The organism is Glutamicibacter sp. BS14 (assembly GCF_056934375.1).
Window position 1 is genome coordinate 1 of sequence record NZ_JBXPBS010000002.1, and the last position, 21,851, is coordinate 21,851.

The window sequence follows — 21,851 nt, forward strand, 5'->3', positions numbered from 1 at the left end:
CAGTGTCCGCTTGCAGGTTTCTTTCCCAGATGCTGGGGTCGCTAGTCATAGGTTTTATTGTCCTTGGTGTGCTGGGGATATGGCTAAGTGAGGGGCTTGGTTGCCCCTCACTTAGCCGGTTATTTACTTATCGGGTGTGCTGGCCGATTTCGGTAGCTTCCCGCTGGTGAACAGTCGCCGTTGCAAGTGTGAGAGCCGGTGTTCCGGGTCAATGGCTAGTGCCTGATCCAAGAACTTCATCGCTTCGGTGCCCTGTCCGGCCATCCAGCGAGTCCATCCCAGCGCTGCCAAAACGTTAGGGCGGTCATCGCCGGCCAGGAACTCTAGCGCCTCGTAGAGCATCGCTGCGCCGGCATCGAAGATCTTCCGATCAGCGATCAGCGTATCTCCCATGAGCAGCTCGGCCAGCTCCTGCTCGGTGCTGGCGGTTCCGGCCAGTGCTGCGGTGGCGGTGTCGCGTCCCATGCGCAGGGCGTAGGTTCCGGCGATCCAGCCGGCCATGTCCTCGGTGACTTTCCCGTGATCGAGGTAGCGGGCGATCTGGTGCATCATGTCGTTGCCGAGCTGAAGGGCGATGCCAGTAATACCCCGGGCTTGAATGCTCAGGTAGTCCTCCCCCGCCATCTGCGCGATGCGGTCAGCCTTGGCATCCATGGTGGCCTCGGTGGCTTCGGTGCACTGCGGTGCATCCTCGGCCAGCCGAAGCGATCCGGTGGCCAGCATAGCTTCGAGGGTGAACGGGTTGGTGTAGACCTCGGCGTAATCCACTGCGTCGGTACTGTCCCCGTCGTAGTCCATGATCTGCCCGTTGGTGACCAGAACAGCCTTGGCGATGGGTGCGCCTGCTGAGTCAAGGCGCTGGCTCAGTTCGTCGTACTGGGCGAACGTCATAGCCTTGTCGCCCTCGTAGCTGACCAGAATGGTCGCATCGATCGGCTCACTAATCGAGGCGAGAATCCGAATCACTGACGAGGCGAACTCCGAAGCTTCGGTCTCAGGGTGTGCGTCGATGCGCAGGGTGGCCAGTACCGAGCTGTTGGCGCAGAGTACCAGCACGATGGAATCGGTGGGGTCAAGGTGCAGGGCTGCGCGCACGAGGCTCGCAATCCCTACCTTGTCATTAATGGTAGCCATGGTGACTGCCTTTCCTTGGTTCTCAACTGAGGCCCGAGCTGGTCTTTCCAGCATGGGTTCCTATCCCCTGTTGATACTTCAATTCTAGCAGTTTGCTATCTTGCTAGCAAGCTAGTTTGCTGTTTATATTGAAAGATGTTTGCTATCTTTCAAGCATCCTAGAAAACTTGCTTAACAGGTCAACGCAACTTTTACGCGTGATTGCATGGGTTCCCCTTGTTCCGATACATGCCAAAATGCACGCCTGAAAGTTCTGTCAGGGGTGGGCGCTAGTCCATCGCGTAGCGACGCGCAGCGCCCTTGACTGGGCTTTCAGACGTGCAACAATCGGGCATCGGGGCAAGGAAAACCCCGCTTAGAGAATGTCGATCTTATCCGGCCGGAATCCTGACCAGTGATCTTGATCGGTGACCACGACAGGGGCTTGCCCGTATCCCAACGATCGGACATATTCGAGCGCTTCTGCGTTCTGGCTGATGTCGATCGTTTCGTACTTGATGCCCTTTTTGTCTAGCGCCCTATAGGTGGCGTTGCACTGGACGCAAGAAGGCTTGCTGTAGACGGTGACAGTCGATTTCATGGCTTTCTTCCTAGTGCTAGGCCTGGGCTTCCAGGGCGGTGATTTCTTGGGGACTGAGCTTGTAGGCAAAACTGCATTGTCCGAATGCTGTCGCTGCTGCGCTGGCTTCTACCTCCGTGTCATAGAATCCGAGAATTTCCGTGACTGGGCAGTTCAGCACGACATAAGGGGCAACGGTAGTCATTGGTGATCTGCTTTCAGGGGCGTGGTGCCCCGCCTTTCGGCGGGGCGGTTGGCTAGTCGTTGGGTAGTCCGCGATATTTTTCGGGTAGCTTCTCGAACTGCTCGGGGACTCCTTCAGGGCCGTCGCTCTGTCCGGTCTTCCAGAAGAAGTGCGCGTCGCGGTCTATGGCTTCCTTGCACGCTTCCAAGTTGTCGAAATACTTGGTGGTGGTGTCGCCTTCAACGTAGAGGCCGTATCCGAAGTGGCGCTGTCCGCTGACATCCTGGGCTTGTCGGGCGAAACCGATGATGTAGGGCCATGCGCCGAAGTCGTAGCCTTCACCTCCCCACTGCGAGATGACCGTCCAGCCTGCTTTCTCGGCGGTTTCGATGTAGTCGTAGCCGTCTCCTGCGCAGTCATCGAGTGGCAACTGCGGGCCGGCGAATTCGATGCTAGTCATTGTGACTGCCTTTCCTTGGTTCTCAACTGAGGCCCGAGCTGGTCTTTCCAGCATGGGTTCCTATCCCCTGTTGATACTTCAATTCTAGCAGTTTGCTATCTTGCTAGCAAGCTAGTTTGCTGTTTTTATTGAAAGATGTTTGCTATCTTTCAAGCATCCTAGAAAACTTGCTTAGCAGGTCAACGCAACTTTTACGCGTGATTGCATGGGTTCCCCTTGTTCCGATACATGCCAGAATGCACGCCTGAAAGTTCTGTCAGGGGTGGGCGCTAGTCCATCGCGTAGCGACGCGCAGCGCCCTTGACTGGGCTTTCAGACGTGCAACAATCGGGCATCGGGGCAAGGAAAACCGGTACCAGGTTTCGGGCACCAAAAGGCGAACCCGACCGCATAGGAAGGCGGTCGGGTTCGGTTTGCTTCCAAGGAAAGGAAGTGAATCTATTGTCTCACGGGCGGCTTAAGCACGCTTCTCGAGGAATTCTTGGAGAGCTTGTGCCACGAGAACCTGCTGCTTGATGTCATTAGCCGCAGCGTAGAGCTTGATCTGAGTATGCAGCTCTTTTGGTATCCGCACGTTGAGCGGCTTCATCTCCGGCTCATTTGATTCTGGGGTCCTGAAGCTCTCGCTCACCGAGGCAGTCTTCTCGGTTGAAGTTTTCGCAGCTGGCTTCATCTTGTCTTTAAGGCTGCTCATGACAGTGCCTCCATTAGTTCCTTGGCCACTTCTTCATAGCCCATCAGGTCGGTGGGAATTTCGCCTGGAATAGTCTTGAATGCCTGGCGGTGCTTGATTCGGGTGTCGAACAGGGCCAGGTCGCTGTCTTCCAGGAATTCCAAGCTATCCCGGAGTGCGACCGTTTGTTCGTTGACCTTGGTGAAAAGGGCAATCCGCGCGGTGTCGGCCGGCAAGTTCGCGTTCGTGGCGACCAGTCGCCGTAGATCCATGACTGCTGGCTCTGTTGGCATGATGACCACATCAGCAATCTTGATTGCGGCATCGATAGTCGCCGGATCTCCTGGGGGAGTGTCGATGATGACGAAATCCGTGGTGCTCTTGCCAGCAAGCCGCTTCAGTTTAGCGATGTTCACAATCTCGACCGGGAATGGCAGCGGAGTTCCAGCCTCCTGAGCGTCTTCAGCCCATTCAGTGGCAGAACCCTGCATGTCGGTATCCCAGAGCTCGACAGTGAAGCCCAGGACAATGAGTGCACAGGCGAGATAGATGGCGCTGGTCGTCTTGCCTACGCCGCCTTTGGTTTGCACGAGTGCAATGGTTGTTGCCACATTCGCCTCCTAATCATTTGCACGCAAGTTATTTTGCATGCAATATCGTAAAATCGCAAGCTATCTTGCAATTTTTCTACCTAAGCATAAGATTACTAGTTTGCTAGCATTCACGCAAACTATTTTTCAAAATAGCTAGCAAAATTCCTTTATGGGCTTGAGTTTATCTGACGGAGCGGGGGAGTAGCCTAGGCTCGTTATGCCTGAGGAACTTGTGGACGTGTTTTTACGCCGGCCGGTGCGCCCTGGAAGATTCGGCGGGGCGGCCGTGTCTGGCAGGTGGTGGTGGAGCCAACCTGTCATTTTGAGCGGGTCGCCTGGTGGGAAGACCTGACCTTCAAGGTCAGGAAGGGAGCTGCCGACAGAATCGACTATGCCGTATGGCTGGTACAGGTGAGGCTAGGGGCTAATCCGAGGTCGGATATTTTGACCTGGGAGCTGGTGGAGCATCCACGCCTTGGTTCCTGGTCTGTGCGCGAGGTGTCCTAGATTCGTTAGGTCTAGGTGACATTTCGACCTATCGCGGCGGCAAAAGCTACTAAGAATCCGAGCAGGACTGCTGCATACAACCAACGTAATTCTGTTGTTTGTGGTTGGTTTTCTTGGCTAAATCTGTAGTGGCCGCGCGCTGCCGCGCCCATCACGAGGATTGTTCCTGCGGCGCTGGTGTAGATCCAGCCGTCACGTCCTGGCGTGACGAAAAGAAATACCAGATAGATAAGTCCAAAGATTATTGCGGCGCGCGCCTGGGTTAGATGGTGCGTTGCTTGTTCTGGGTTTGGTGCCATGAGTGCTGCTTTCTAGAGATCCGTGCACATGTCATGCTCGCGTGTCGTGTGATAACTCGAGTACTAAACGTGTGGCTTGTGTGCGGTCGGTCGTTTGGTTCCTGCTGTCCATCATGTGTGCGAAAAAGCAGCGGAGCGAGAGGGCTTTTTTCGTGCCCATGTGGGCAGGAGGCTAGGAACATGCCCCGGTTCGGCGTGCGGCAGCCAGGGCTGCGCGTGCGGCTGCGGCGCCGCGGGAAGCGGTGCTGCGCAGTTGCGGGCGCTGCGCGGCTTGTTTGGCGCGGCGTTCGGTTGCGGCTCGGGCGGCGGCGCGTGCGTGGTTGCTGGCTGCTGCTGCTCGCTGGGATCGGCTGAGCGTGATTTCTCCGGTGGCGGTGCGCCATTGGTTCATGCGGTGCAGGATCGCTGCGCGCAAGATCCGGCAGTAGTCGATGTAGGACTGAGTTTCACGGTTGTGCTGGGGTAGTGCTCCCCAGGCTTCCTTGCCGTGCAGTCCTGGTGTGGTGCGCCATTCGAGGGCGTGTTGGATATCTGAGATTGTCCATCCGTTGGAGAAGAAGGGTTTGAACATGTTGAGCACGTTTTTCTTGGAAAAACGGGCAAAATCTGGCATCCGACGCAAGATTTCAGCGGCAGCCGATAGTCCCTGTCCTCTAGAGCTGATCGTTCTGTGAGCTGGCCACAGTTCGACTGGTCGATGATCGGCTTGGTGAGTTCGCACGGCGGAGCCGTGCCTTGGGTTGATTGTGCCGCGTAGCGGCTCATTGTGAGTGTTTTCTTCGCGCGTGCGCGTGTAGGAACTTACTTCGTAAGTGGTTAACCCCCCTACGGGGAGGGGTTCTAAGTTATTTCCACAGGCAGTGTTGTTGGGGGTTTGGTGGGTTGGTCGGGTAGCGGTGGTGTCTTCGGCGTCTTGGTGGCGTAGTCCGAGGCCGATAGGGCGGCAGATGACGTAGACGGGGGCTTCGTTGGTAGCTGGTTGGCCGGCTTTGGCGGCGTATTGTGCGCTGCGGCCGGAGGCGACGATGCCGAGGATGCCGTGGGTGCGCAGGAAGCGTAGGGCGTTTCCTACGGTGGCGCGGGATACGCGTGCTTTGGTGGCGATGGTGTCCCAGGTGATGCGCACCGTCATGCTGTCGTGGTCGGTGTAGCGAAGGAGGACCCAGAGCACGGCGAGGATGTTGCGTTTGCAGTCTTTGCGGCGTTCGAGCAGGGCGTCGAGGGTGCGTGTGGCGCGCCAGGCTTGGGCGGTGTGGTCGATTTTCTTGCTGCCGTTGGGGATGGCCCAGTTGATGGCGCGGGGGGAGGTTTCCTGGGCGCGCGAGACCCGCTTGATGTGCAGGGGTGCGGGGGTGCGGGCGTGTTTGGTGGCGAGGGCTTCTTTGCCCGCGTTGAACTGCGTCTTGCCTTTGGCGCTGAAGGTTTGGGGGGTTTCAGCTTTGGTGAAAGGACGGTGTCCTTTGGTGGTGTGGGCGAGGATTGCGGCGATGCGCCCGTCGGTGGGGCGGGTGCACCAGCGTGGTTTTGTGGTGTGGATCGCGGTGTTTTGCGGCGTTTCTTTGGTGCTGGTGCTTGATTGGGCGCGCGGAGGCGCTACTATAGACACATAAGTCCTTTTCTCTTTGGAGGGTAAAGGAAGGGGAGCATCCGGCTTGGTAACCGGAAGCTTCGTGGTAAATCTCGATCTGGGAACTTTGGCGAGCTACACAGATCGGATTCAGAATTTCAGTCCCGCGCATTGCGCGGGCTTTTCTGTTTAAGGCTTAGTCGATAGGCAGGTGGCCTTCCTTGCTATCGTTTTGGGGAACCCATGTTGGAAGTCCTCGGTCGTCATATTCCAAGGTCTCCACCATGAGGTCGAAGAATGCGGCGGCTGACATGCCAGCTTTCTTCGCAAGATCCGCGAAATGCTCTTTATTTTCGCGCTCGACCTTCCACCCCATCGGCGTAGGGTGTTTCATGGTGCCATAAGCGCGGCCATGCGGATTCTTCATATAAACATCCTATGGTTGCGCAACCAAGTTAATCGACTCGCGACACGCACAAAGTTTATTTTTCAGGTATCCGATAGTCACTGGATGCTGATAGAGGCGGATCTGAAGTAATTGTCTGGGTAGTTCTGTATCCCGGAGGCTCTCTTCGGTACTACGAATCTCTGAAGTATCTTTATCTTTATGGCGGGTTGGGAAGTGTCTATGCATCCCGAATGGGACATGATGTATGCAGCCGGACTGACGGCCCGCGAAATCGCCGACCGCTGCCACAAGGGGGTCACCACCATCCACGCGCATTTCCAGGCACGGGAAAGGTATGAACCCGGTACTCATGCCAAGCATGAAGCAGCATTGGCCGCTAGGGGAGTGGACCGCCCGACGGTTCGCTGACGCAAGAGACTGGCTGAGGTCCTGGAGTACTAGAAGACCCGAGACCGGCTTCCACGCCATGATGGGGATGAAGCAGAGCTCCAGTTGCACCGGTGGCTGCTCGAGCAGCGACGGGCCCACCGCAGCAATTCGCTGTCTCTCTCGAAGATCGTCCTGCTGGAAGACCTCACCGGTTGGAGCATCGATGCGCATCAGCGGCAGCTCGATGAGGGCTGGCGGGCGCGCCTAGCCTCGCTGGTGGAGTTCGCCGGAACCTATGATCGGACGCCGAGGTACCAGACCTATTCCACGGACCTGTTTCGTGCCATGTTTTGAGAACTGAAAATAGATATGGGTTTTGACCTGTAACTTTAGGGAACGCGCAGGCGCGATGTGGTTACTAAAAATAGGTGTTTCTGTACGCTGAAGAGCATGGGATCACGATATATACGCAAGGTTCGCACCGCTTGCGGCGCGATTGCAGTGCAAATCGTGGAGAAGAACGGCAGAACCGTCACCGGCATTGAACACCTCGGCTCCGCCAACACCGACCAAGACCTCGCGGTCCTGCTTGCTACTGCGAAAGAACGCCTGTTGCCTGGCCAGGGCACCCTCGATTTCAGCATCGAGCAACAACCTGCGGCCATGGATGATGTCCCGAACTGGACCGTTCAAAAGTTGCCCGTGGAAGCAGGAGCCGTCGGGCGGCCACGCAGCGCGCCGGTCGACGCTGACGCGAGAGTCATCGCATCCCCAGCTACGGAACTCTGGGAAATTCTTGAGGCCGCCTACGACCGACTGGGATTCAACATCCTGGATGACACAGCGTTCAAGGCCATGGTCCTGGCCAGGCTGATCGAACCGACCTCATAAGCAGATACCGTTCGTGTCCTCAAACACATTGATGCACCTCACCCGTCCTTGCGGACCCTGTTCCGCAGCCTGGGTGCCTGCATCGAGAAGGACTACCGCGATCAGCTGGCCAAGGCCAGGGTCGCCTACCGGTCGGCCACCGCGGGCTTGGCCTCCTTGGTGATGTATGACGTGACCACGCTGCATTTCGAGGCGAAAGACGAGGACAAGCTACGCAAGGTCGGCATGAGCAAAGAACGCCGCGTCGATCCGCAAATCCAAGTGGGATTGCTGGTTGACCCGTCTTGTTTCCCTTTGGAGCTGCATATGTTCGAAGGCAACAAGGCCGAAACCACCACGATTATCCCCGTCCTGGAAGCGTTCCAGGAACGCCACGGCCTCACCGACTTGGTGGTCGTCGCTGACGCGGGCATGCTTTCGGCCAATAATCTAAATGCGATTGAGGACGCGGGGTTCAGGTTCATCGTCGGATCCCGGCTGACTACGGCGCCCTACGACCTGCAGGAGCATTTCGATACCAAGGGCAACCGGTTCACCAACGGCCAGGTTCTTGAATCCACCCAGGTCATGGGTACCGGGAAGAACGGGCGGGAACGCAGAGTGGTGTATCAGTGGTCGGCCAAGCGGTTCGCGAGGGATAACCGGAATATCAACCTCATGGAACGCAAAGCCCTGGCGGTGGCCGAAGGGAAATCGCCGTTGAAGAAGGTGCGGTTCTTGAAGGTGACTGGGGCCGATAAAGAACTGGATGAGAAGGTCATTGAGCGGGCCAGGATGTTGGCTGGCTTGGAGGGTTACGTGACGAACCTGCCGATCGAATCGGTGCCTGCCACGCAGGTGATCGGTGCGTATCATGACCTGTGGCAGGTGGAGGCGTCGTTCAGGATGACGAAATCGGATCTGCGGGCCAGGCCGATCTTCCACCGTGAGAAGGATTCCATCGACGCGCATTTGACTGTGGTGTTCGCGGCGTTAGCTATCGGCCGGCATTTGCAGGAACTGACAGGGCTGCCGCTGAAGAGGTTGGTCACTGATCTGAAAGCCGCCAGGTCAGCGAAAGTACTGGTCAACGGGCAAGTGGTGACGTTCGCTGCGCAGATTCCTGAAGGCTTGGAGGAAGTGCTTTCGCGTCTTCGTGGTGGTTACTAAGGCGTTTGGCACGACACAGGACGGAGGCCGAACGGGTCCTCGGGATCTGGTTGCATGTGCAGCATCAAAGACGGGCATAGGGCACGCTGCTGCCGTGGCGTCTGGAGATGATGGATGCTGCGTTCCTGCACTGGCAGAGTCGGATGTGAATGCAACACCTCATTAGGCGTGACTTCTGAAAAGTTGGCTACCAGAAGTTTGCACGAAATTGCCGACCGATTTTGATGAAAAATTCATCGAAGATATCCACGAACATTTCCATAGCAATAGTTAGGGTAAAGTTTCTCCTAGTTTTTCACTCCTAAGAATTAGTGATTATGGGGAAGTCTTGAAAAAAATCGGTAAGGTAGTAATTTCTGGGTTGTTGTTTATTTCTTTACTAGCAGGAGCGACTCCGCCTGCGGTAGCTCATGCTCTCCCCGCCGCTACCACTCAGACAGATACGGTTGATCCTGTTTTGACTTCAGTCTCCATGAAGTCTGCAAAGACTCTTCGCCCAGGACAAACACCTACGTTTGAGTGGGTGGCCACCGATACCAGTCCAGTGCGAAACATGGCTTTCTGGATCTATGCGCCTGATGGCCGCATCAAATACGCGTACTCAAATTCATCAAACTTTGCTGGGAACAAATCAACGGGCACCGCCCAAACAAAACCTATCGATACCCTCACTTGGCCCGAGGGCAACTATCGAGTGGAATTCGCACAATTCGAAGACATCGCAGGAAACGGAGCCGACACCAGATACGGGCAGGCTCTCGGCCAGGGCGTTAAACTATCCACCCTCAACTTCACCGTTACCGGGACAGCTGCAGATACGGTTGATCCTGTTCTGACTTCAGTCTCCATGAAGTCTGCAAAGACTCTTCGCCCAGGACAAACACCTACGTTTGAGTGGGTGGCCACCGATACCAGTCCAGTGCGAAACATGACTTTCTGGATCTACGCACCTAATGGTGGCCAAATCAAATACGCGTACTCAAATTCATCAAACTTTGCTGGGAACAAATCAACGGGCACCGCCCAAACAAAACCTATCGATACCCTCACTTGGCCCGAGGGCAACTATCGAGTGGAATTCGCACAATTCGAAGACATCGCAGGAAACGGAGCCGACACCAGATACGGGCAGGCTCTCGGCCAGGGCGTTAAACTATCCACCCTCAACTTCACCGTTAGCCATGCGCCGCAGTTCGTAATTCCGAAAGCCGTTACATTTCTCGACCGACCGGGAAGCGCAGAGGATTCGTACGTTATACCCTCTACGGAAGGTGTGGACTATTTCGTAGGTGAGATCATTCCTGCGGGAACCTACAATTGGGAAGGTTCCATTTCTATCAGTGCCGAAGCGCAACCTGGATATGATTTGGCACCTGGAGCTCGTTCTCTTTGGGAATACACTTTTGATAGCTCACTGATTTTTTCTAGGCCTACTATTACTGGTATCCCAACAGTCGGCAACATACTGACAGCCGCACCAGGTGTTTGGGGACCCTCGGGAGTAAAACTCACCTATCAGTGGGCCGCGAACGGGGCCAACCTAACTGGGGCTACCAAGAACACCTTGCCTCTAACCGCAGATCTCGCAGGTAAAACCATCACTGTCAACGTCACTGGCACCCTCGCGGGATACACAAGCACAAGTAAAGCCAGTGCCCCGACGACTAAAGTTGCTCGTGGCTCGCTCGCTGTCTCTTCTCCAAAGATTACTGGTATCCCAACAGTCGGCAACATACTGACAGCCGCACCAGGTGTTTGGGGACCCTCGGGAGTAAAACTCACCTATCAGTGGGCCGCGAACGGGGCCAACCTAACTGGGGCTACCAAGAACACCTTGCCTCTAACCGCAGATCTCGCAGGTAAAACCATCACTGTCAACGTCACTGGCACCCTCGCGGGATACACAAGCACAAGTAAAGCCAGTGCCCCGACGGTAAAGATCGATCCGGGAATTGTTCTTGTTACGCCTCAAGCGCCCGAGATCGATCGAGTAACCGGTAGCTATACGATCCCATCGGTCGCAGGTGTGAATTATCTGGTTAACGGAGAGCCACAGCCATCAGGAACTTACGAATCTGGTTATTCAAAGGTTTCCATTGCCGCTGAAGCACAAACCGGATATGCCCTATCAGGTAAGGTTTCGTGGTCCTTCGATCTGCGTAAGACGATCGCAATTCCCGCAGAGCCGAAGGTAAATTACTCCACACTCGTCCTGACGATTCCTTCAGTTGATGGAGTCAGCTACTACGTCGACGGGGTGCATAAAAAGCCGGGATCCCATAAGTTCTCCACGCAGATTATCGTCACTGCAAAAGCTTCCGCTGCGAACTATCAAGTAACCGGAAAGTCATGGAAGTACGATCTTCGGACCACGGTGACGGCCTCGAAGCCAGTATTCGACGCCAAGAAGAACACGGTGAAGATCCCTTCCAAGACCGGCGTCGCCTACTACATCAACGGGACCAAGAAGAAGGCCGGCACCCACAAATACACCGGCACCGGCACCGTGAGCGCGAAGGCTTCATCCAACGGATACAAGCTCAAGGGCACCACGTCCTGGAAGTTCGATAACCGCAATTCGGTGACGGCCTCGAAGCCAGTATTCGACGCCAAGAAGAACACGGTGAAGATCCCTTCCAAGACCGGCGTCGCCTACTACATCAACGGGACCAAGAAGAAGGCCGGCACCCACAAATACACCGGCACCGGCACCGTGAGCGCGAAGGCTTCATCCAACGGATACAAGCTCAAGGGCACCACGTCCTGGAAGTTCGATAACCGCAATTCGGTGACGGCCTCGAAGCCAGTATTCGACGCCAAGAAGAACACGGTGAAGATCCCTTCCAAGACCGGCGTCGCCTACTACATCAACGGGACCAAGAAGAAGGCCGGCACCCACAAATACACCGGCAAAGTTACTGTGGTAGCGAAGCCTTCCAGCGGTGGCTACAAACTCCAAGGGACCAAGAGCTGGAGCACTAAGCTTTAATCGACCGAAACCTGCAACGAATACTAGATAGCTGGATTTCAGGTGAAAGCAGGTAGGAGTGCCTGCTTTCACCTGAAAACGTGCGGACTATCATCAAGACATTTACAGTCCACGCGCTACAGCTGCACCTGCGGCCAGCCACGCGCGTTGCGTGGCTGGCCGCAGCGCGTCATAGCGCAGGATACCGTCCACGATAGCTGGATCAAACGGAATAGTTGCTACGTCGCGGGCCAGGGTTTTGTAGCCATCGGCCACGCGCTTCACGTCGGCGGTAGTGGCTTTGGAATCTGCTTGGGTCACGACGGCTACGGCGTTTTGTGCCAGGGCGTGAGCCTTGTCGTTTTGCTGCGCGAGCGCTTCCAGCAGCAGGGCACCGGCTTCGGCGTGGTCATCACGGGTGGTGGTTGCCACGACAAGCTGGTCAGTGTGGTCGATCATGCGCCGCCACATCGGATCTGATTCGTCGTTTCCTGAGTCGATGAAGATCAGCCGGTAGTACTTCGAGGCCACCCGGTGAATTGCGTCCACGTCTTCGGCGTCCACGCGCTGTGCGCTGGCCAATTCCATTGGCTTAGAGCGCAGCACGTCGAACCGGTCTCGGGTCTGGTGGTGCACGAAATGGGCTAGGTCTGCGGATTGTGCCCCGGTGCCTAGGAGCTTTTCTGATTCAGGTAGCAGCTCCAACAAGGTCGCCTCGTGCGGGCCTTGCTCGGTGCGCCAGCCCAGGGTGCCTCGGGTTTGGTTATTGTCCCAAGCCAGTACACCTGCCCCGCCGTAACGGGCGAAGATCGCACTGAGCAGGACGGTGGTGGGGGTTTTCCCTGCCCCTCCTTTGCCGTTGACAATGGCGATGGTGCGTGGGCCTGGCCAGTGCTGGCTCACGGCCTGCACATCTGCACGTTCGGCGCGTTCGTCCTCGCTCGGGGCCATGCGGATGCCCATGCGGGTCATGGTGCCGCGCCAGCCTTTGGTGGCTGGTTCTTCGACTTGTTCCTGGGTTAGGAAGCTTTGCCGCGCTTCGCGGCGCGTTGCCGGGCGCTGTCCTGGGTAGGAGACTTCTTGGCGAAGGGGTTATCTTGGGGGGCTTTAGCTGCCGTAGCTGGCTGCGGCGTAGTTTGTCCTTGGGGTGCCTTTGCTTGCACGGTTTCCATTGCTGGTTCTTCCCCTTCGGCGGTAGGTTCCGTTGAGGCCGGTGCCTCGGACACTGGCTGTTCTGGTGTTTCCTCAGTGTCTTGTGCGGCCGCTTGGTCAATGACTGCTGGTCGGTGGTGGCCACATGGGTTACTGGGCTATCAGCGCGGCGGCGTGCTGGTTTCTCTCGGCGCTGCGGTGGGTTCGTCGTGTCAGGCTCGGGGTCTGAGGAAGATCGGTACGGAAATTCACGCTAACGACATCCCGGTGTCGATCCTGGCGTGGATAGGGCTCGCGAAAAAGCGAAATGCCCGACGCAAAGCTTTCGCAGTGTGGGGCAACGGATGAGAGCCGCACGTCATCTTTCGGTGGTGGCAGGAAGAGGTCACGGAGTGATTGTGCCGGTTTTCTTGCGTTGGCCGCGTTCAACGGCCCGGTAGATGGTGGATCGGCTGATGGAGAATAGTTCTGCCATTTCGGTCATGGTGTGTTTGCCGGCATCGTGCAGTTCGAGGAGGTGTGTTTCTTGTTTCACGGTGAGTTTTGGCTGTTTTCCCCGGAGTCGGCCGTTGGCCTTGGCAACCTTCATTCCTTCGCGGGTGCGCATGCTGATGAGGTCGGGTTCGAACTCAGCGATCATCGCCAGGACGTTGAACAGCAGTTTGCCCATTGGGTCGGTGGGGTCGTGGACGGAACCACCGATGCTGAGTCTGATTTCGCGTCTGGCGAGGTCGTCGGCTATCTCGTGGGCGTCTCGGACGGACCGGGCCAGGCGGTCGAGTTTGGTAACGACGAAGGTATCTCCGGCCCGGCAGGCGGCGAGGGCTTCGTGAAGTCCTGCGCGATTCTTGTTCCTGCCGGTAAAGCCATGATCAACATAGACGCGTTCGGGTTCAACGCCGAGGGATGCCAGGGCATCACGCTGGGCGGTGAGGTCTTGCTCCTCCGTGGACACGCGTGCGTAACCGACCATGATCTTAGACATGTAGATCAGTGTGTCACATAGGGATCCTTCACCGGACAGTTCACCGTACACCCTATACGGACACTTCATAGGTCACCATTAGCAAAGCAGCAGGTCAGCGGTTGGCGTGTCCGGTGGAGGACCGGCTTACGGGACACTTCCATCGAAGGTCACTTGAGCCTCTTCAACAACTCAAAAGTATTGGAAAATTTTCTGTAGCCCATTGATCTTTTCGGTGCTAGATTCGAATCATGTTCCATTCATAAAGTTTTCTCGCAACTAGTTCAGAAGACCTACGAATGGATTTGTCATGCCCTCCGACGTTTTACAAGCTGTTCTTCAGCACGCAGATTTCACTCCCGCCGTTTCTTCGTACGCAGATATTTGCCATGCAGATTCATCATCCCCGGCAGCACTAGCTGATGCGTATTTCGCAGCATACCCACCTGGCATTGCGGCCGGAACTCTTGAAGAAGCGCAATCCGAGATGGAAGAAACCTTCGCTCACGAGTATGGGCAGCTCCTCGAAAATTCTTCTTTTGTCGCAATGCAACAGGGAACGCCGATTGGGGCGATCTTTGTTGTCAAGGAGTCGATCTGGGATGAAGACTTACTCGGCCCATTCATCATCGATCTTTTTGTTGATCCTCGGCATCAGGGGCATGGACTGGGCCGCACCTTGATTGCCGCTGCCATGTCTGCGTGTAAGAAGCATGGCGCGGACACGCTGAGTCTCCGGATCGGTGATGGAACTTCCGGTGCTGCGCTGGAGCTATATAAGCGATTTGGGTTCCTCGAATTGGCCTAACCGAATAGCGGTGGTGTCATACGTCGGATAAACGAGGCATGACACCACCACAAGCTTCCATGCAGTGATTTCCTCAACATGCCCGGTCAAGGTTCCTCTTACGGACGCGCAAACGCACTGAAAGGGACTTTGGTTCCAGATCCGGAACAAGAGGCTTAACGAAAGAAAGGGCCCACCATCGTGGGCCCTTCAATACCTTCTATGCACCACGCTGCCTATTCGAATGGCGAACCATTGAACAGAGGACCGATCCCGTAGTGCCCCTGTAGTCTACTACTTATGCCTGAAGGATTACCACATGCCAATGCTCCCACTCCCAGGCAGGCCATCGCATGGCTATCGCAACACCGCTACGACAAGTATCTGGCGTTGGCCTCAGGTGATCACTCGCTGGCCATGGAAATCTACTCCTGGAACTCTGAACTCTCTTCGGCAATCCTTCGCGATCTAGCCCATGTGGAAGTCGCAGTTCGCAACGCCCTTGACGGTCAGTTGGCACCGACTTTTCCCGACTGGGCAGCACAACCAACGCCCGGCTGGCTGCAACTGCAAAACGGTACGCAAAGGGTCCGCATGCGACAGCAAAAATTAAACAACGACGGCCTGAAACTACTCCGCCAAGCCCAACGTGACGTCGGAGCGGCTGCCACCCACGGTATGGTCATTGCCAGGCTCTCATTTGGCTTCTGGCAATTCCTCATCACGCCGAGAGTCCGAGAAAGCACGCTCTGGACCCCCTATCTACATCGGGGTTTCCCACGCGGCACAGCCCGGGCGGACGTCTCCAGGTTTCTCGAATCGGCAGTAAGTTTAAGAAATCGGCTGGCCCACCTCGAACCGGTTGCCAGTGCCTCAACCAGTGTCACGGAGCGCTTGGCCGATATGAACGCCCTCTTCAAGCTTGTGGCACCCGAAGTCCATGACTGGATCACGGAAATCAGCGATGTCACAGAAATCATCAACCGCGAACCGGTCAGCGGGCTCGTCTCAGCACGAGTGAACCGAACCCCATGAAAAGGGTGGGAGATTGTGCCCAGTGAAGGTTCCCGTTTCGGACGCGAAATCGCAGCGGAATCGACTTTGGAGATCCAGCACAGTCGGTTTCTGGCATTTGCCAAGATCTACCGTGTTAAGACAGTTCCGGAAGTCTCAGTAACCGATCCCCAAAATCCGCGATAGACGCGGCGGGCAGTCCCAGTGAGATCAATGCTCAGATTGCCGGAACTGCCTTCAGTGATTTCTACAAGCAGTTCCCCACCCGGCATCTGAACTTGAACTTTTCTGCAACCTGACTCAAGAAAATACGCAATCGCTGCACCCGTAGCGCCTGTTCCGCTGGAATCGGTCAGACCCACGCCGCGTTCCCAAATGCGAGCTCTAATCACTCCCTCATTTACAGGTGTCCATACCGAGACATTGGTCCTACCCTCGAACATCGGGTCATTTTCAACGGCATGCCCAACTTGTGCCAGGTCGATATTCTGCAGCTCAGTTAAGGATCCGACGCGCAGCGGGGTTTGTGGGTTACCAATTCTGATGTGCACTGCGGGTAATTCGAAGAACCGAAGGTCCGGGAATCGGACGACGGCATCGCCAAGTTTTACCCGGCATTTGTCGCTTCCAAGGATATGGGCGCTTAGGATGCCTGAAGGCGCACTTACCTGGAACTCTGTGCGATCAGTCCATCCTTTACGGAACATGTACATGATGGCTTCTCGAGTTCCATTACCGCTCAGTTCGGCGTCGCTTCCGTCTGGGTTGATAATGCGAATCGAGCCGACGTTATTGTCTGACCCTCGCATAACTTCCAGTACTCCGTCGGCACCTGGGCCTTCGTGACGATTACAAAACGTCACTACCTCTGCGGCAGTCATTGACGGTTCTGCTGCGTCTCGTTCAATGATGAGATAGTCATTGCCGAGCGCTACCCATTTTTCAAAGTGGTATTCGCGCGGGACATCAAAAAACTGGTTTTCCATGGTTAATTTTTGCATACGCTTGGTCCGTCGAAGTGCACCATATTTTTGAGTAACTCCACATTCCACTCCTGAAATGGTTCCTAGATGAGCGTCCCATTGAAGGTTCCCCCTACGGCCCCTATTTGGAACAGCCAGGCATGCCACGCCGGACGAACCCTACCGGGCTTATACGGTTGTTCAGAAGTTCGCGAAGCGCTCCTACTGGTTGTCTCTGGCCTTTCGAGGGCATAAACGCCTAGACTCCGTTGTAACAGCAAACGATGGAGGAATCGCATGTCAACGCAAAGAGTATCGTCACACACGGATACGGAACCGCTGAACAAGTTCTCCGTTGTAGCCCTGGCCCTCGCGGCCTTAGCCATTTTGGGCCTGTGTTTCCTTGGCACTTCAGGTCTGGCCATCTTTGCAGTGGGCGCAGGTCACGTCGCGCTGAGCCAGATCGCTTTGCGGGGCGGACGCGGCCGCTGGCTGGCAATCGTTGCGCTCGTGATTGGATACGCCATTGCCGCTTTCGCGCTCTTCTCGATGTTGACTGCCATCCCGGCATTGATTCAGCACTACACCGCATAACACCGCATTTCACGAGTTTGGTTTCCTGACCCGCGCTGAGGCCAACCCACCGGGGTGTCGCCTCATTTCTTGAAGCGGCCTACCTCAACGTGTGCCCCAGCATTGGGGCACTTCCCATCAGGCAGACAAGCCCGGACTTTCTCCCTCGCGCGCATGGCACCCGATTCAAATCAGCAAGTTTGAGTTTTAAAACAATCAATCGCTTGGGCAGCGTAGGGCGTCTGCGCCGAAAATAGCGTCCGGTGAGGGTTCCTCTTACGGGCGTTCCTCTCGGGGACCGGCTTGCGGGCGCCACGGTAATGCGAAGAGGGCGACGAGGTGGTCTTCTGTTTGACCTCATATGGACTCCCGTGTTTATATATCAATCATGGATATATCGTTTATGGATACATTCCCCGCGGAGTGTCGTAATGGGACGTAATTCTGGTTATCAGAGTGGAGACCTTGTCGACACTGCACTGCACGTCCTGCTCGCACTGGTCCACCCGCGCCATGGTTATGCCGTGATGCATTTCCTCGAACAGGAGAGCGAGGGGGCTATCACGCTCGGGCCTGCCTCGCTCTACACGACGCTCAAGAAGCTTGCCGTCGCCGGCCTCATCAAGGAAATCGAGGGTGACGAGTCGCGTCGGACTTACCACCTAACCGCGAAGGGTCACGAGGTCCTCGTCCGCAATATCGAACGTCGCCGCCAGTTGCTGGTCATGGCGGATCACATCATGGAGGAAGCATGAGCACCACTAACAAGATGAGCAACGGTCTGGCAGTCAGCCCCGAGAAGGACCTGGCTATGTTCGCGGACATGGCAGGTCAGGGAAAACACCTGAACGGTATCGCGATGCTGGGTCACGGATGGAGCTTCGTCGATGGGGTCCCCGAAGAGGCGGTCTTCGACCTCGCTTACGAAAGCAACGCATCGTCGGAGTACTTCGACATCTTCCAGGCGGCTGGCTGGGAGCTCGTGATCTCGATAGGAGACGTGCACATCTTTAAAGCAGTACCGGGAACGGCTCCGATCCACACCAACGCCGAGTCACGACGAGACGAACTTACCCGAAATCGAGATCGCTATCTTCGCTACAGCGTCATCGCGCTGATTGCCTTCCTGCTTGTCGGTTTGGGAGTTCGTGTGGCCTCATGGAATGAATGGCTAGAACTGTCTTTGCTGATGGTGTTCGTATTTCCCGTCGTCTACACCGTCGTTCCGCTGGTCGGTTACTGGAGTCATTTGAATAAGCTAAATCGCTCAAGCTGATCACCTAGGTTAGATTGATCATCGCGGTCAGAAAATGGACCTCATAGCAACATAGGAGAAACAGCGGTCGTTACTCTAACCACCTTTTGGTGTGACTGTCCCGTAGAGCCTTCCTCATACGGTGCCATGAAGAAGGCAAGCATTGCTGTGTTTGAATGAAGCGTGAAAGCTTCCAGAAATACTGTTTACATGATGTTGGGACTCCTGCTGACGCTCGCAGGAGCGGCAGGTGGTTTCGTGATGTTCTTGCAGCCGTGGAGGAGCTGTCCTGAGATTGATGACAGTTCTGCGGGCTGTCCTGCGACATCAAATGATTTGGGCCTACTTGGCCTTGCCATTTCCGTACTCCTCGTAGGGGTATCGTTCTTGATCATGTCCAGGAGGTCAGAGCGGATTCCGCTCGACGCGGCCGGCCCCTTTGGGAAGCTCGACTAGGGTCCGATGCCGAGTCTCCTCAGAAATTGAGTGGCGCTCCGCATCTACCTTGCACCGTCCCCGTGAGGTTTCCTCTACTGGGACCGGTCGAAACATCATTTAGGGCTAATACCAAACGCCAAATATTGATACCTCATCGGTATAGTCGGCATTGGGGTTGTTTCCGCACAAACGTACAAGAGCAGTTTCTCGCGAATCACCGAACGGCTTCTCGGGCTCGGAGTCCATTTCTACAAACAGTTCGAAGGGCCGCCCATTCGCGTGCTCCTCTGCCCAACAGAGCGCCTCTGATACGTCCTGCACCTCAACTAGTACAAAAGCATCTAGGTTCCAGCCGTATCCAGGACGAGGTCGTTCCCAAAAATTGACTCGATAACAGGGTGAATCAACCGAGTCGTGTGGTCCCGCGTGAACTGTTTCTATGGCGCGCATGGGACCAATATACAAGAATGCACCAGTACGCTACTGGGAGATCCTGTCTCACTAGTTACCTTCGACCACCCGAGCAGGTAATCAGCGTCCCGGTAGCGGTTCCTGATATCGTACTCCAAATAGATCAGGGCAAGAGCAAAGGAGACAGTGCGCTGAGTGAAAATCTGAAAGTTATCCTCGATAAATTGACCCAATTCCTAAAGAGCTATGCGCATGTGACTAGTGTCGAACGGACTGATGGAACACACGTGCGCATCATTGCTAATGAAGGCGGTCAGCACTTCGAATTCGCGGACTCCCCTTCCGCGATTCTCCATCACGTTCTAGCTTTCGAGGACGTACCGCTGTGGGATCCCACAATTGATACCGAGGATGATGGACGTTGGAGGTTGTTTTCTGTTCACGTCATCGAAGCGATTGAAACCGCGGCGGCTGACGAACGAATTCTGGTTCTAGTAGATGGCGCTGTGTCTCCCCGAAGAGCAGCATGATCTGCATCTTCCCTTCGTCACATCGGTCCGGTGTCCCGCAAGAGGTTCCCCTTACGAGAAACAAAAAAGGTGTTATTGGAAACTGAAATCCGCCACTTCCTATTTTTCGCAAGCGGCGAATTTATGAAGTTATTGCTTGCAGCAACTAATTCCCGCAACGAGATTTCGCGCTGGTCTTCGTCAAGTGTTGCCAGGAAGACGAAAAGTGTCTCGCAACTAATGGTTTTGACATGATTCTAGGAAATCAGTTGCGAAACAGAGTTGCGAGAATTTTGGAGCATGGACTTTTCGCAGAATTTTCATCGGGGGAGTGGTCCTCGGTGAGACGTCTTGCAACCCTTCAGTTGTAGGATATCTGCATTCAGTATTTTCATACTTGGCGCATGATCGGAACCGATAAAAGTGCTTATCGGCCCATTTGTCGATCATGGGTCGTTAGCATGAGCTCGGCAACGTGCGTTGCTTCTCGAATAACGTAACGAGCTGCTTCCACAGTTACTCCTGTCGGGAGTGTTCTGCCGTGCCCAGTCCCTTGCAGGTTTCTTAATTCGTTGACGGCGATAACTATCTTCTTAGCTGACCTGTAGATGTCATGGATTTGTTTTGACCCCTCAACAGAGTTGTTAACTACGGCGGGGAGCAAACCTAGACGCTCGAACGATATTTCAATAAGACCAGGGAATGGGACCCTCGGATCCAGGGGGAGACCGCCTTCTTCGAGAACAAACTTGGCTATTGCCTCCAAGAGCTCCTTTGCTCCGCCCAAGACAGCCGCCGGGTCGTCCACATTTCTGCGCAATCGATTAAGCTGCTCATCGAGGGCTGCACGGCCACCAGTTTCGAGATCAATCTTTCCTAGCTGTTCTAGGCGTCCATCAGTCGTTAAACCCCATCCACTGTGGGTAAGCGCGGATCGCAGAGTATCGACTCTCTGCTGGTCTTCAGAAAGGCTAAATGAGCCATGGAGTCTGAGTGCGTTGAGCAAGCTATCAACGAGTTTTCGTGCTGTTTCGGATTTGCGGGATCCTACACTAGCTACAGCAAGTACACGTTGTTGTTTATTCGGTGTCTGTGTCTCCGGATCATAGGGGTCATGATCTGACATGCCCGCTGTCTTGAAAACTCGTGTCAAAACGGAATGCGAAGGGCCATCCCCAGCGAAGAAGAACTGTCCAATGGCTCCTGCAATCTCGTCATTTAGCGGTGAACTCATGTACCAATTGTGCCTGTCTTCGTTTGCTACAGTCTGGACTTCTGCAACGCCCTGTAAACGGTACTGCGACTGACGCCGAGAACTTCGCCAATTTGTGCCACGGTCATGTCTCGCTGTTCGTACATCCTCTTCGCAGTGCGAAGCTTGTCGGGGGAGAGGGATGTTGGGCGCCCTCCGGTGCGGCCACGTGCCCGGGCCGCTGCTAGGCCGGCGTTGGTGCGCTCGCGGATGAGGTCGCGTTCAAATTCCGCCAGGGACGCGAAGATGTTGAACACAAGCCGGCCGCCTGAAGAACTGGTGTCGATGTTCTCCTGCAGGGATTTGAACTCAACGCCTCGTTGCTGCAGCGCGTCCATGTGGTTGATCAGATGGCGGATGGATCGGCCGAGACGGTCGAGACGCCAGACCACGAGGGTATCGCCGGGTCTGATCTGGTCCAGGAGTTTGTCGAGTTCGGGCCGAGACTCGAGTGAGCCGGATGCCGTGTCGGTGAATATGCGATAGCACCCCGCTTTGGTCAGTGCATCGAGTTGAAGTTGTGCGTCTTGGTCGCCGGTGGAGACTCTGGCGTATCCGAGGAGGTGTCCCATGGGCCTAAATGTATCAATACTCGTGGGATAAGCGATGTATCGACGCATAGTTTGTGGCACTGAGTTATGCGACTAAATGCTGCTCGAAATCTGTTGAATTTTCAACTGTCAGGAATCTTCACAACGACCAAGTGATCAATGTGTCAAAAACGAACGATTTTGGGACATAACGATACCTCCTGCAACCCAATCGTTGCAGG

Annotated in this window: 23 protein-coding genes and 1 pseudogene; 10 read left to right on the forward strand and 14 right to left on the reverse strand. The window is 55.5% G+C overall.

The features are described 5' to 3' along the window. Window positions 1-123 precede the first annotated feature (123 nt). The 9 genes from AC1Z36_RS17825 to AC1Z36_RS17865 form a co-directional block, all read right to left on the reverse strand. The gene (locus AC1Z36_RS17825) at window positions 124-1,134 is read right to left on the reverse strand and encodes a DUF4192 family protein (RefSeq protein ID WP_483562029.1); all 1,011 of its coding nucleotides are present in this window, start codon (window positions 1,132-1,134) and stop codon (window positions 124-126) included. A gap of 355 nt (window positions 1,135-1,489) precedes the next feature. Then, window positions 1,490-1,714 (reverse strand): glutaredoxin-like protein NrdH, encoded by a 225-nt coding sequence (nrdH, locus tag AC1Z36_RS17830; RefSeq protein WP_483562030.1) that lies wholly within the window; start codon window positions 1,712-1,714, stop codon window positions 1,490-1,492. A 16-nt stretch (window positions 1,715-1,730) separates the two neighbouring features. Next, a complete protein-coding gene (locus tag AC1Z36_RS17835) occupies window positions 1,731-1,898 on the reverse strand; it encodes a hypothetical protein (protein ID WP_180993171.1) in 168 nt (55 codons plus the stop codon). 52 nt (window positions 1,899-1,950) lie between these two features. Then, window positions 1,951-2,337, reverse strand: a complete 387-nt coding sequence (locus AC1Z36_RS17840; protein ID WP_102599349.1) for a hypothetical protein — start codon at window positions 2,335-2,337, stop codon at window positions 1,951-1,953. A 457-nt stretch (window positions 2,338-2,794) separates the two neighbouring features. Then, the gene (locus tag AC1Z36_RS17845; protein ID WP_102599348.1) at window positions 2,795-3,031 is read right to left on the reverse strand and encodes a toxin-antitoxin system HicB family antitoxin; all 237 of its coding nucleotides are present in this window, start codon (window positions 3,029-3,031) and stop codon (window positions 2,795-2,797) included. Further along, the gene (locus AC1Z36_RS17850; protein WP_102599347.1) at window positions 3,028-3,621 is read right to left on the reverse strand and encodes a ParA family protein; all 594 of its coding nucleotides are present in this window, start codon (window positions 3,619-3,621) and stop codon (window positions 3,028-3,030) included. Before AC1Z36_RS17850 ends, AC1Z36_RS17845 begins: the two co-directional genes overlap by 4 nt. 500 nt (window positions 3,622-4,121) lie before the next feature. Beyond that, on the reverse strand, window positions 4,122-4,409 hold the full coding sequence (locus AC1Z36_RS17855) for a hypothetical protein (RefSeq protein WP_417367960.1): 288 nt from the start codon (window positions 4,407-4,409) through the stop codon (window positions 4,122-4,124). Window positions 4,410-4,581: 172 nt separating this feature from the next. Further along, the gene (locus AC1Z36_RS17860) at window positions 4,582-6,015 is read right to left on the reverse strand and encodes a hypothetical protein (RefSeq protein ID WP_448938520.1); all 1,434 of its coding nucleotides are present in this window, start codon (window positions 6,013-6,015) and stop codon (window positions 4,582-4,584) included. A 157-nt stretch (window positions 6,016-6,172) separates the two neighbouring features. Continuing rightward, on the reverse strand, window positions 6,173-6,403 hold the full coding sequence (locus AC1Z36_RS17865) for a hypothetical protein (protein ID WP_442347035.1): 231 nt from the start codon (window positions 6,401-6,403) through the stop codon (window positions 6,173-6,175). Between the two features lie 195 nt (window positions 6,404-6,598). Here AC1Z36_RS17865 and AC1Z36_RS17870 point away from each other — a divergent pair, with 195 nt between their 5' ends. From AC1Z36_RS17870 to AC1Z36_RS17885, 4 genes and pseudogenes are all read left to right on the forward strand, one after another. Further along, complete coding sequence (locus AC1Z36_RS17870) at window positions 6,599-6,793, forward strand: hypothetical protein (protein ID WP_483562031.1); 195 nt, start codon at window positions 6,599-6,601, stop codon at window positions 6,791-6,793. An 84-nt stretch (window positions 6,794-6,877) separates the two neighbouring features. Beyond that, entirely contained in the window at window positions 6,878-7,108 is a 231-nt protein-coding gene (locus tag AC1Z36_RS17875) for a hypothetical protein (RefSeq protein WP_448938522.1), read from the forward strand. A gap of 96 nt (window positions 7,109-7,204) precedes the next feature. Beyond that, window positions 7,205-8,794 (forward strand): annotated as a pseudogene (locus AC1Z36_RS17880) (IS1634 family transposase). Between the two features lie 553 nt (window positions 8,795-9,347). Continuing rightward, a complete protein-coding gene (locus AC1Z36_RS17885) occupies window positions 9,348-11,783 on the forward strand; it encodes a hypothetical protein (RefSeq protein WP_483562032.1) in 2,436 nt (811 codons plus the stop codon). A gap of 102 nt (window positions 11,784-11,885) precedes the next feature. Here the strand turns inward: AC1Z36_RS17885 and AC1Z36_RS17890 are convergent, their stop codons facing one another. Further along, the gene (locus tag AC1Z36_RS17890; protein WP_483562033.1) at window positions 11,886-12,734 is read right to left on the reverse strand and encodes a MinD/ParA family ATP-binding protein; all 849 of its coding nucleotides are present in this window, start codon (window positions 12,732-12,734) and stop codon (window positions 11,886-11,888) included. A 565-nt stretch (window positions 12,735-13,299) separates the two neighbouring features. Continuing rightward, window positions 13,300-13,899 (reverse strand): recombinase family protein, encoded by a 600-nt coding sequence (locus AC1Z36_RS17895; RefSeq protein ID WP_448938530.1) that lies wholly within the window; start codon window positions 13,897-13,899, stop codon window positions 13,300-13,302. A 289-nt stretch (window positions 13,900-14,188) separates the two neighbouring features. Between AC1Z36_RS17895 and AC1Z36_RS17900 the strand changes: the two genes are divergently transcribed. Next, window positions 14,189-14,686, forward strand: coding sequence for a GNAT family N-acetyltransferase (locus tag AC1Z36_RS17900; protein WP_448938531.1), 498 nt, complete (start codon window positions 14,189-14,191; stop codon window positions 14,684-14,686). 279 nt (window positions 14,687-14,965) lie between these two features. After that, window positions 14,966-15,700 carry a hypothetical protein gene (locus tag AC1Z36_RS17905; protein WP_448938532.1) on the forward strand — a complete coding sequence of 245 codons (735 nt, stop codon included), beginning with the start codon at window positions 14,966-14,968 and terminating at the stop codon, window positions 15,698-15,700. 107 nt (window positions 15,701-15,807) lie between these two features. Here AC1Z36_RS17905 and dapF read toward each other — a convergent pair whose 3' ends face one another. Further along, window positions 15,808-16,680 (reverse strand): diaminopimelate epimerase, encoded by an 873-nt coding sequence (dapF, locus tag AC1Z36_RS17910; protein WP_448938533.1) that lies wholly within the window; start codon window positions 16,678-16,680, stop codon window positions 15,808-15,810. A 258-nt stretch (window positions 16,681-16,938) separates the two neighbouring features. On the opposite strand from dapF, the gene AC1Z36_RS17915 reads away from it, so the two are divergent. The 4 genes from AC1Z36_RS17915 to AC1Z36_RS17930 all read left to right on the forward strand — a co-directional run bounded on the left by AC1Z36_RS17915 (window position 16,939) and on the right by AC1Z36_RS17930 (window position 19,848). Then, a complete protein-coding gene (locus tag AC1Z36_RS17915; RefSeq protein WP_448938534.1) occupies window positions 16,939-17,235 on the forward strand; it encodes a DUF4190 domain-containing protein in 297 nt (98 codons plus the stop codon). A gap of 410 nt (window positions 17,236-17,645) precedes the next feature. Beyond that, window positions 17,646-17,969 carry a PadR family transcriptional regulator gene (locus AC1Z36_RS17920; protein ID WP_434693976.1) on the forward strand — a complete coding sequence of 108 codons (324 nt, stop codon included), beginning with the start codon at window positions 17,646-17,648 and terminating at the stop codon, window positions 17,967-17,969. Beyond that, window positions 17,966-18,490 (forward strand): DUF2812 domain-containing protein, encoded by a 525-nt coding sequence (locus AC1Z36_RS17925; RefSeq protein WP_434693979.1) that lies wholly within the window; start codon window positions 17,966-17,968, stop codon window positions 18,488-18,490. The genes AC1Z36_RS17920 and AC1Z36_RS17925 overlap by 4 nt, the downstream gene beginning before the upstream one ends. A gap of 1,115 nt (window positions 18,491-19,605) precedes the next feature. Further along, window positions 19,606-19,848 (forward strand): hypothetical protein, encoded by a 243-nt coding sequence (locus AC1Z36_RS17930; protein WP_402473985.1) that lies wholly within the window; start codon window positions 19,606-19,608, stop codon window positions 19,846-19,848. A gap of 406 nt (window positions 19,849-20,254) precedes the next feature. Here the strand turns inward: AC1Z36_RS17930 and AC1Z36_RS17935 are convergent, their stop codons facing one another. Beyond that, complete coding sequence (locus AC1Z36_RS17935; protein WP_434694037.1) at window positions 20,255-21,061, reverse strand: abortive infection family protein; 807 nt, start codon at window positions 21,059-21,061, stop codon at window positions 20,255-20,257. Window positions 21,062-21,087: 26 nt separating this feature from the next. Then, window positions 21,088-21,651, reverse strand: a complete 564-nt coding sequence (locus AC1Z36_RS17940; RefSeq protein WP_434694034.1) for a recombinase family protein — start codon at window positions 21,649-21,651, stop codon at window positions 21,088-21,090. Window positions 21,652-21,851 lie beyond the last annotated feature (200 nt).

Excerpts from the sequence above, each read along its gene's own strand:
- AC1Z36_RS17825 (WP_483562029.1), bottom strand. The coding sequence starts at position 1,134 with ATGGCTACCATTAATGACAAGGTAGGGATTGCGAGCCTCGTGCGCGCA.
- nrdH (WP_483562030.1), bottom strand. The coding sequence starts at position 1,714 with ATGAAATCGACTGTCACCGTCTACAGCAAGCCTTCTTGCGTCCAGTGC.
- AC1Z36_RS17835 (WP_180993171.1), bottom strand. The coding sequence starts at position 1,898 with ATGACTACCGTTGCCCCTTATGTCGTGCTGAACTGCCCAGTCACGGAA.
- AC1Z36_RS17840 (WP_102599349.1), bottom strand. The coding sequence starts at position 2,337 with ATGACTAGCATCGAATTCGCCGGCCCGCAGTTGCCACTCGATGACTGC.
- AC1Z36_RS17845 (WP_102599348.1), bottom strand. The coding sequence starts at position 3,031 with ATGAGCAGCCTTAAAGACAAGATGAAGCCAGCTGCGAAAACTTCAACC.
- AC1Z36_RS17855 (WP_417367960.1), bottom strand. The coding sequence starts at position 4,409 with ATGGCACCAAACCCAGAACAAGCAACGCACCATCTAACCCAGGCGCGC.
- AC1Z36_RS17865 (WP_442347035.1), bottom strand. The coding sequence starts at position 6,403 with ATGAAGAATCCGCATGGCCGCGCTTATGGCACCATGAAACACCCTACG.
- AC1Z36_RS17885 (WP_483562032.1), top strand. The coding sequence starts at position 9,348 with ATGGCTTTCTGGATCTATGCGCCTGATGGCCGCATCAAATACGCGTAC.
- AC1Z36_RS17890 (WP_483562033.1), bottom strand. The coding sequence starts at position 12,734 with ATGACCCGCATGGGCATCCGCATGGCCCCGAGCGAGGACGAACGCGCC.
- AC1Z36_RS17895 (WP_448938530.1), bottom strand. The coding sequence starts at position 13,899 with ATGTCTAAGATCATGGTCGGTTACGCACGCGTGTCCACGGAGGAGCAA.
- AC1Z36_RS17900 (WP_448938531.1), top strand. The coding sequence starts at position 14,189 with ATGCCCTCCGACGTTTTACAAGCTGTTCTTCAGCACGCAGATTTCACT.
- AC1Z36_RS17905 (WP_448938532.1), top strand. The coding sequence starts at position 14,966 with ATGCCTGAAGGATTACCACATGCCAATGCTCCCACTCCCAGGCAGGCC.
- dapF (WP_448938533.1), bottom strand. The coding sequence starts at position 16,680 with ATGCAAAAATTAACCATGGAAAACCAGTTTTTTGATGTCCCGCGCGAA.
- AC1Z36_RS17915 (WP_448938534.1), top strand. The coding sequence starts at position 16,939 with ATGTCAACGCAAAGAGTATCGTCACACACGGATACGGAACCGCTGAAC.
- AC1Z36_RS17920 (WP_434693976.1), top strand. The coding sequence starts at position 17,646 with ATGGGACGTAATTCTGGTTATCAGAGTGGAGACCTTGTCGACACTGCA.
- AC1Z36_RS17925 (WP_434693979.1), top strand. The coding sequence starts at position 17,966 with ATGAGCACCACTAACAAGATGAGCAACGGTCTGGCAGTCAGCCCCGAG.
- AC1Z36_RS17935 (WP_434694037.1), bottom strand. The coding sequence starts at position 21,061 with ATGAGTTCACCGCTAAATGACGAGATTGCAGGAGCCATTGGACAGTTC.
- AC1Z36_RS17940 (WP_434694034.1), bottom strand. The coding sequence starts at position 21,651 with ATGGGACACCTCCTCGGATACGCCAGAGTCTCCACCGGCGACCAAGAC.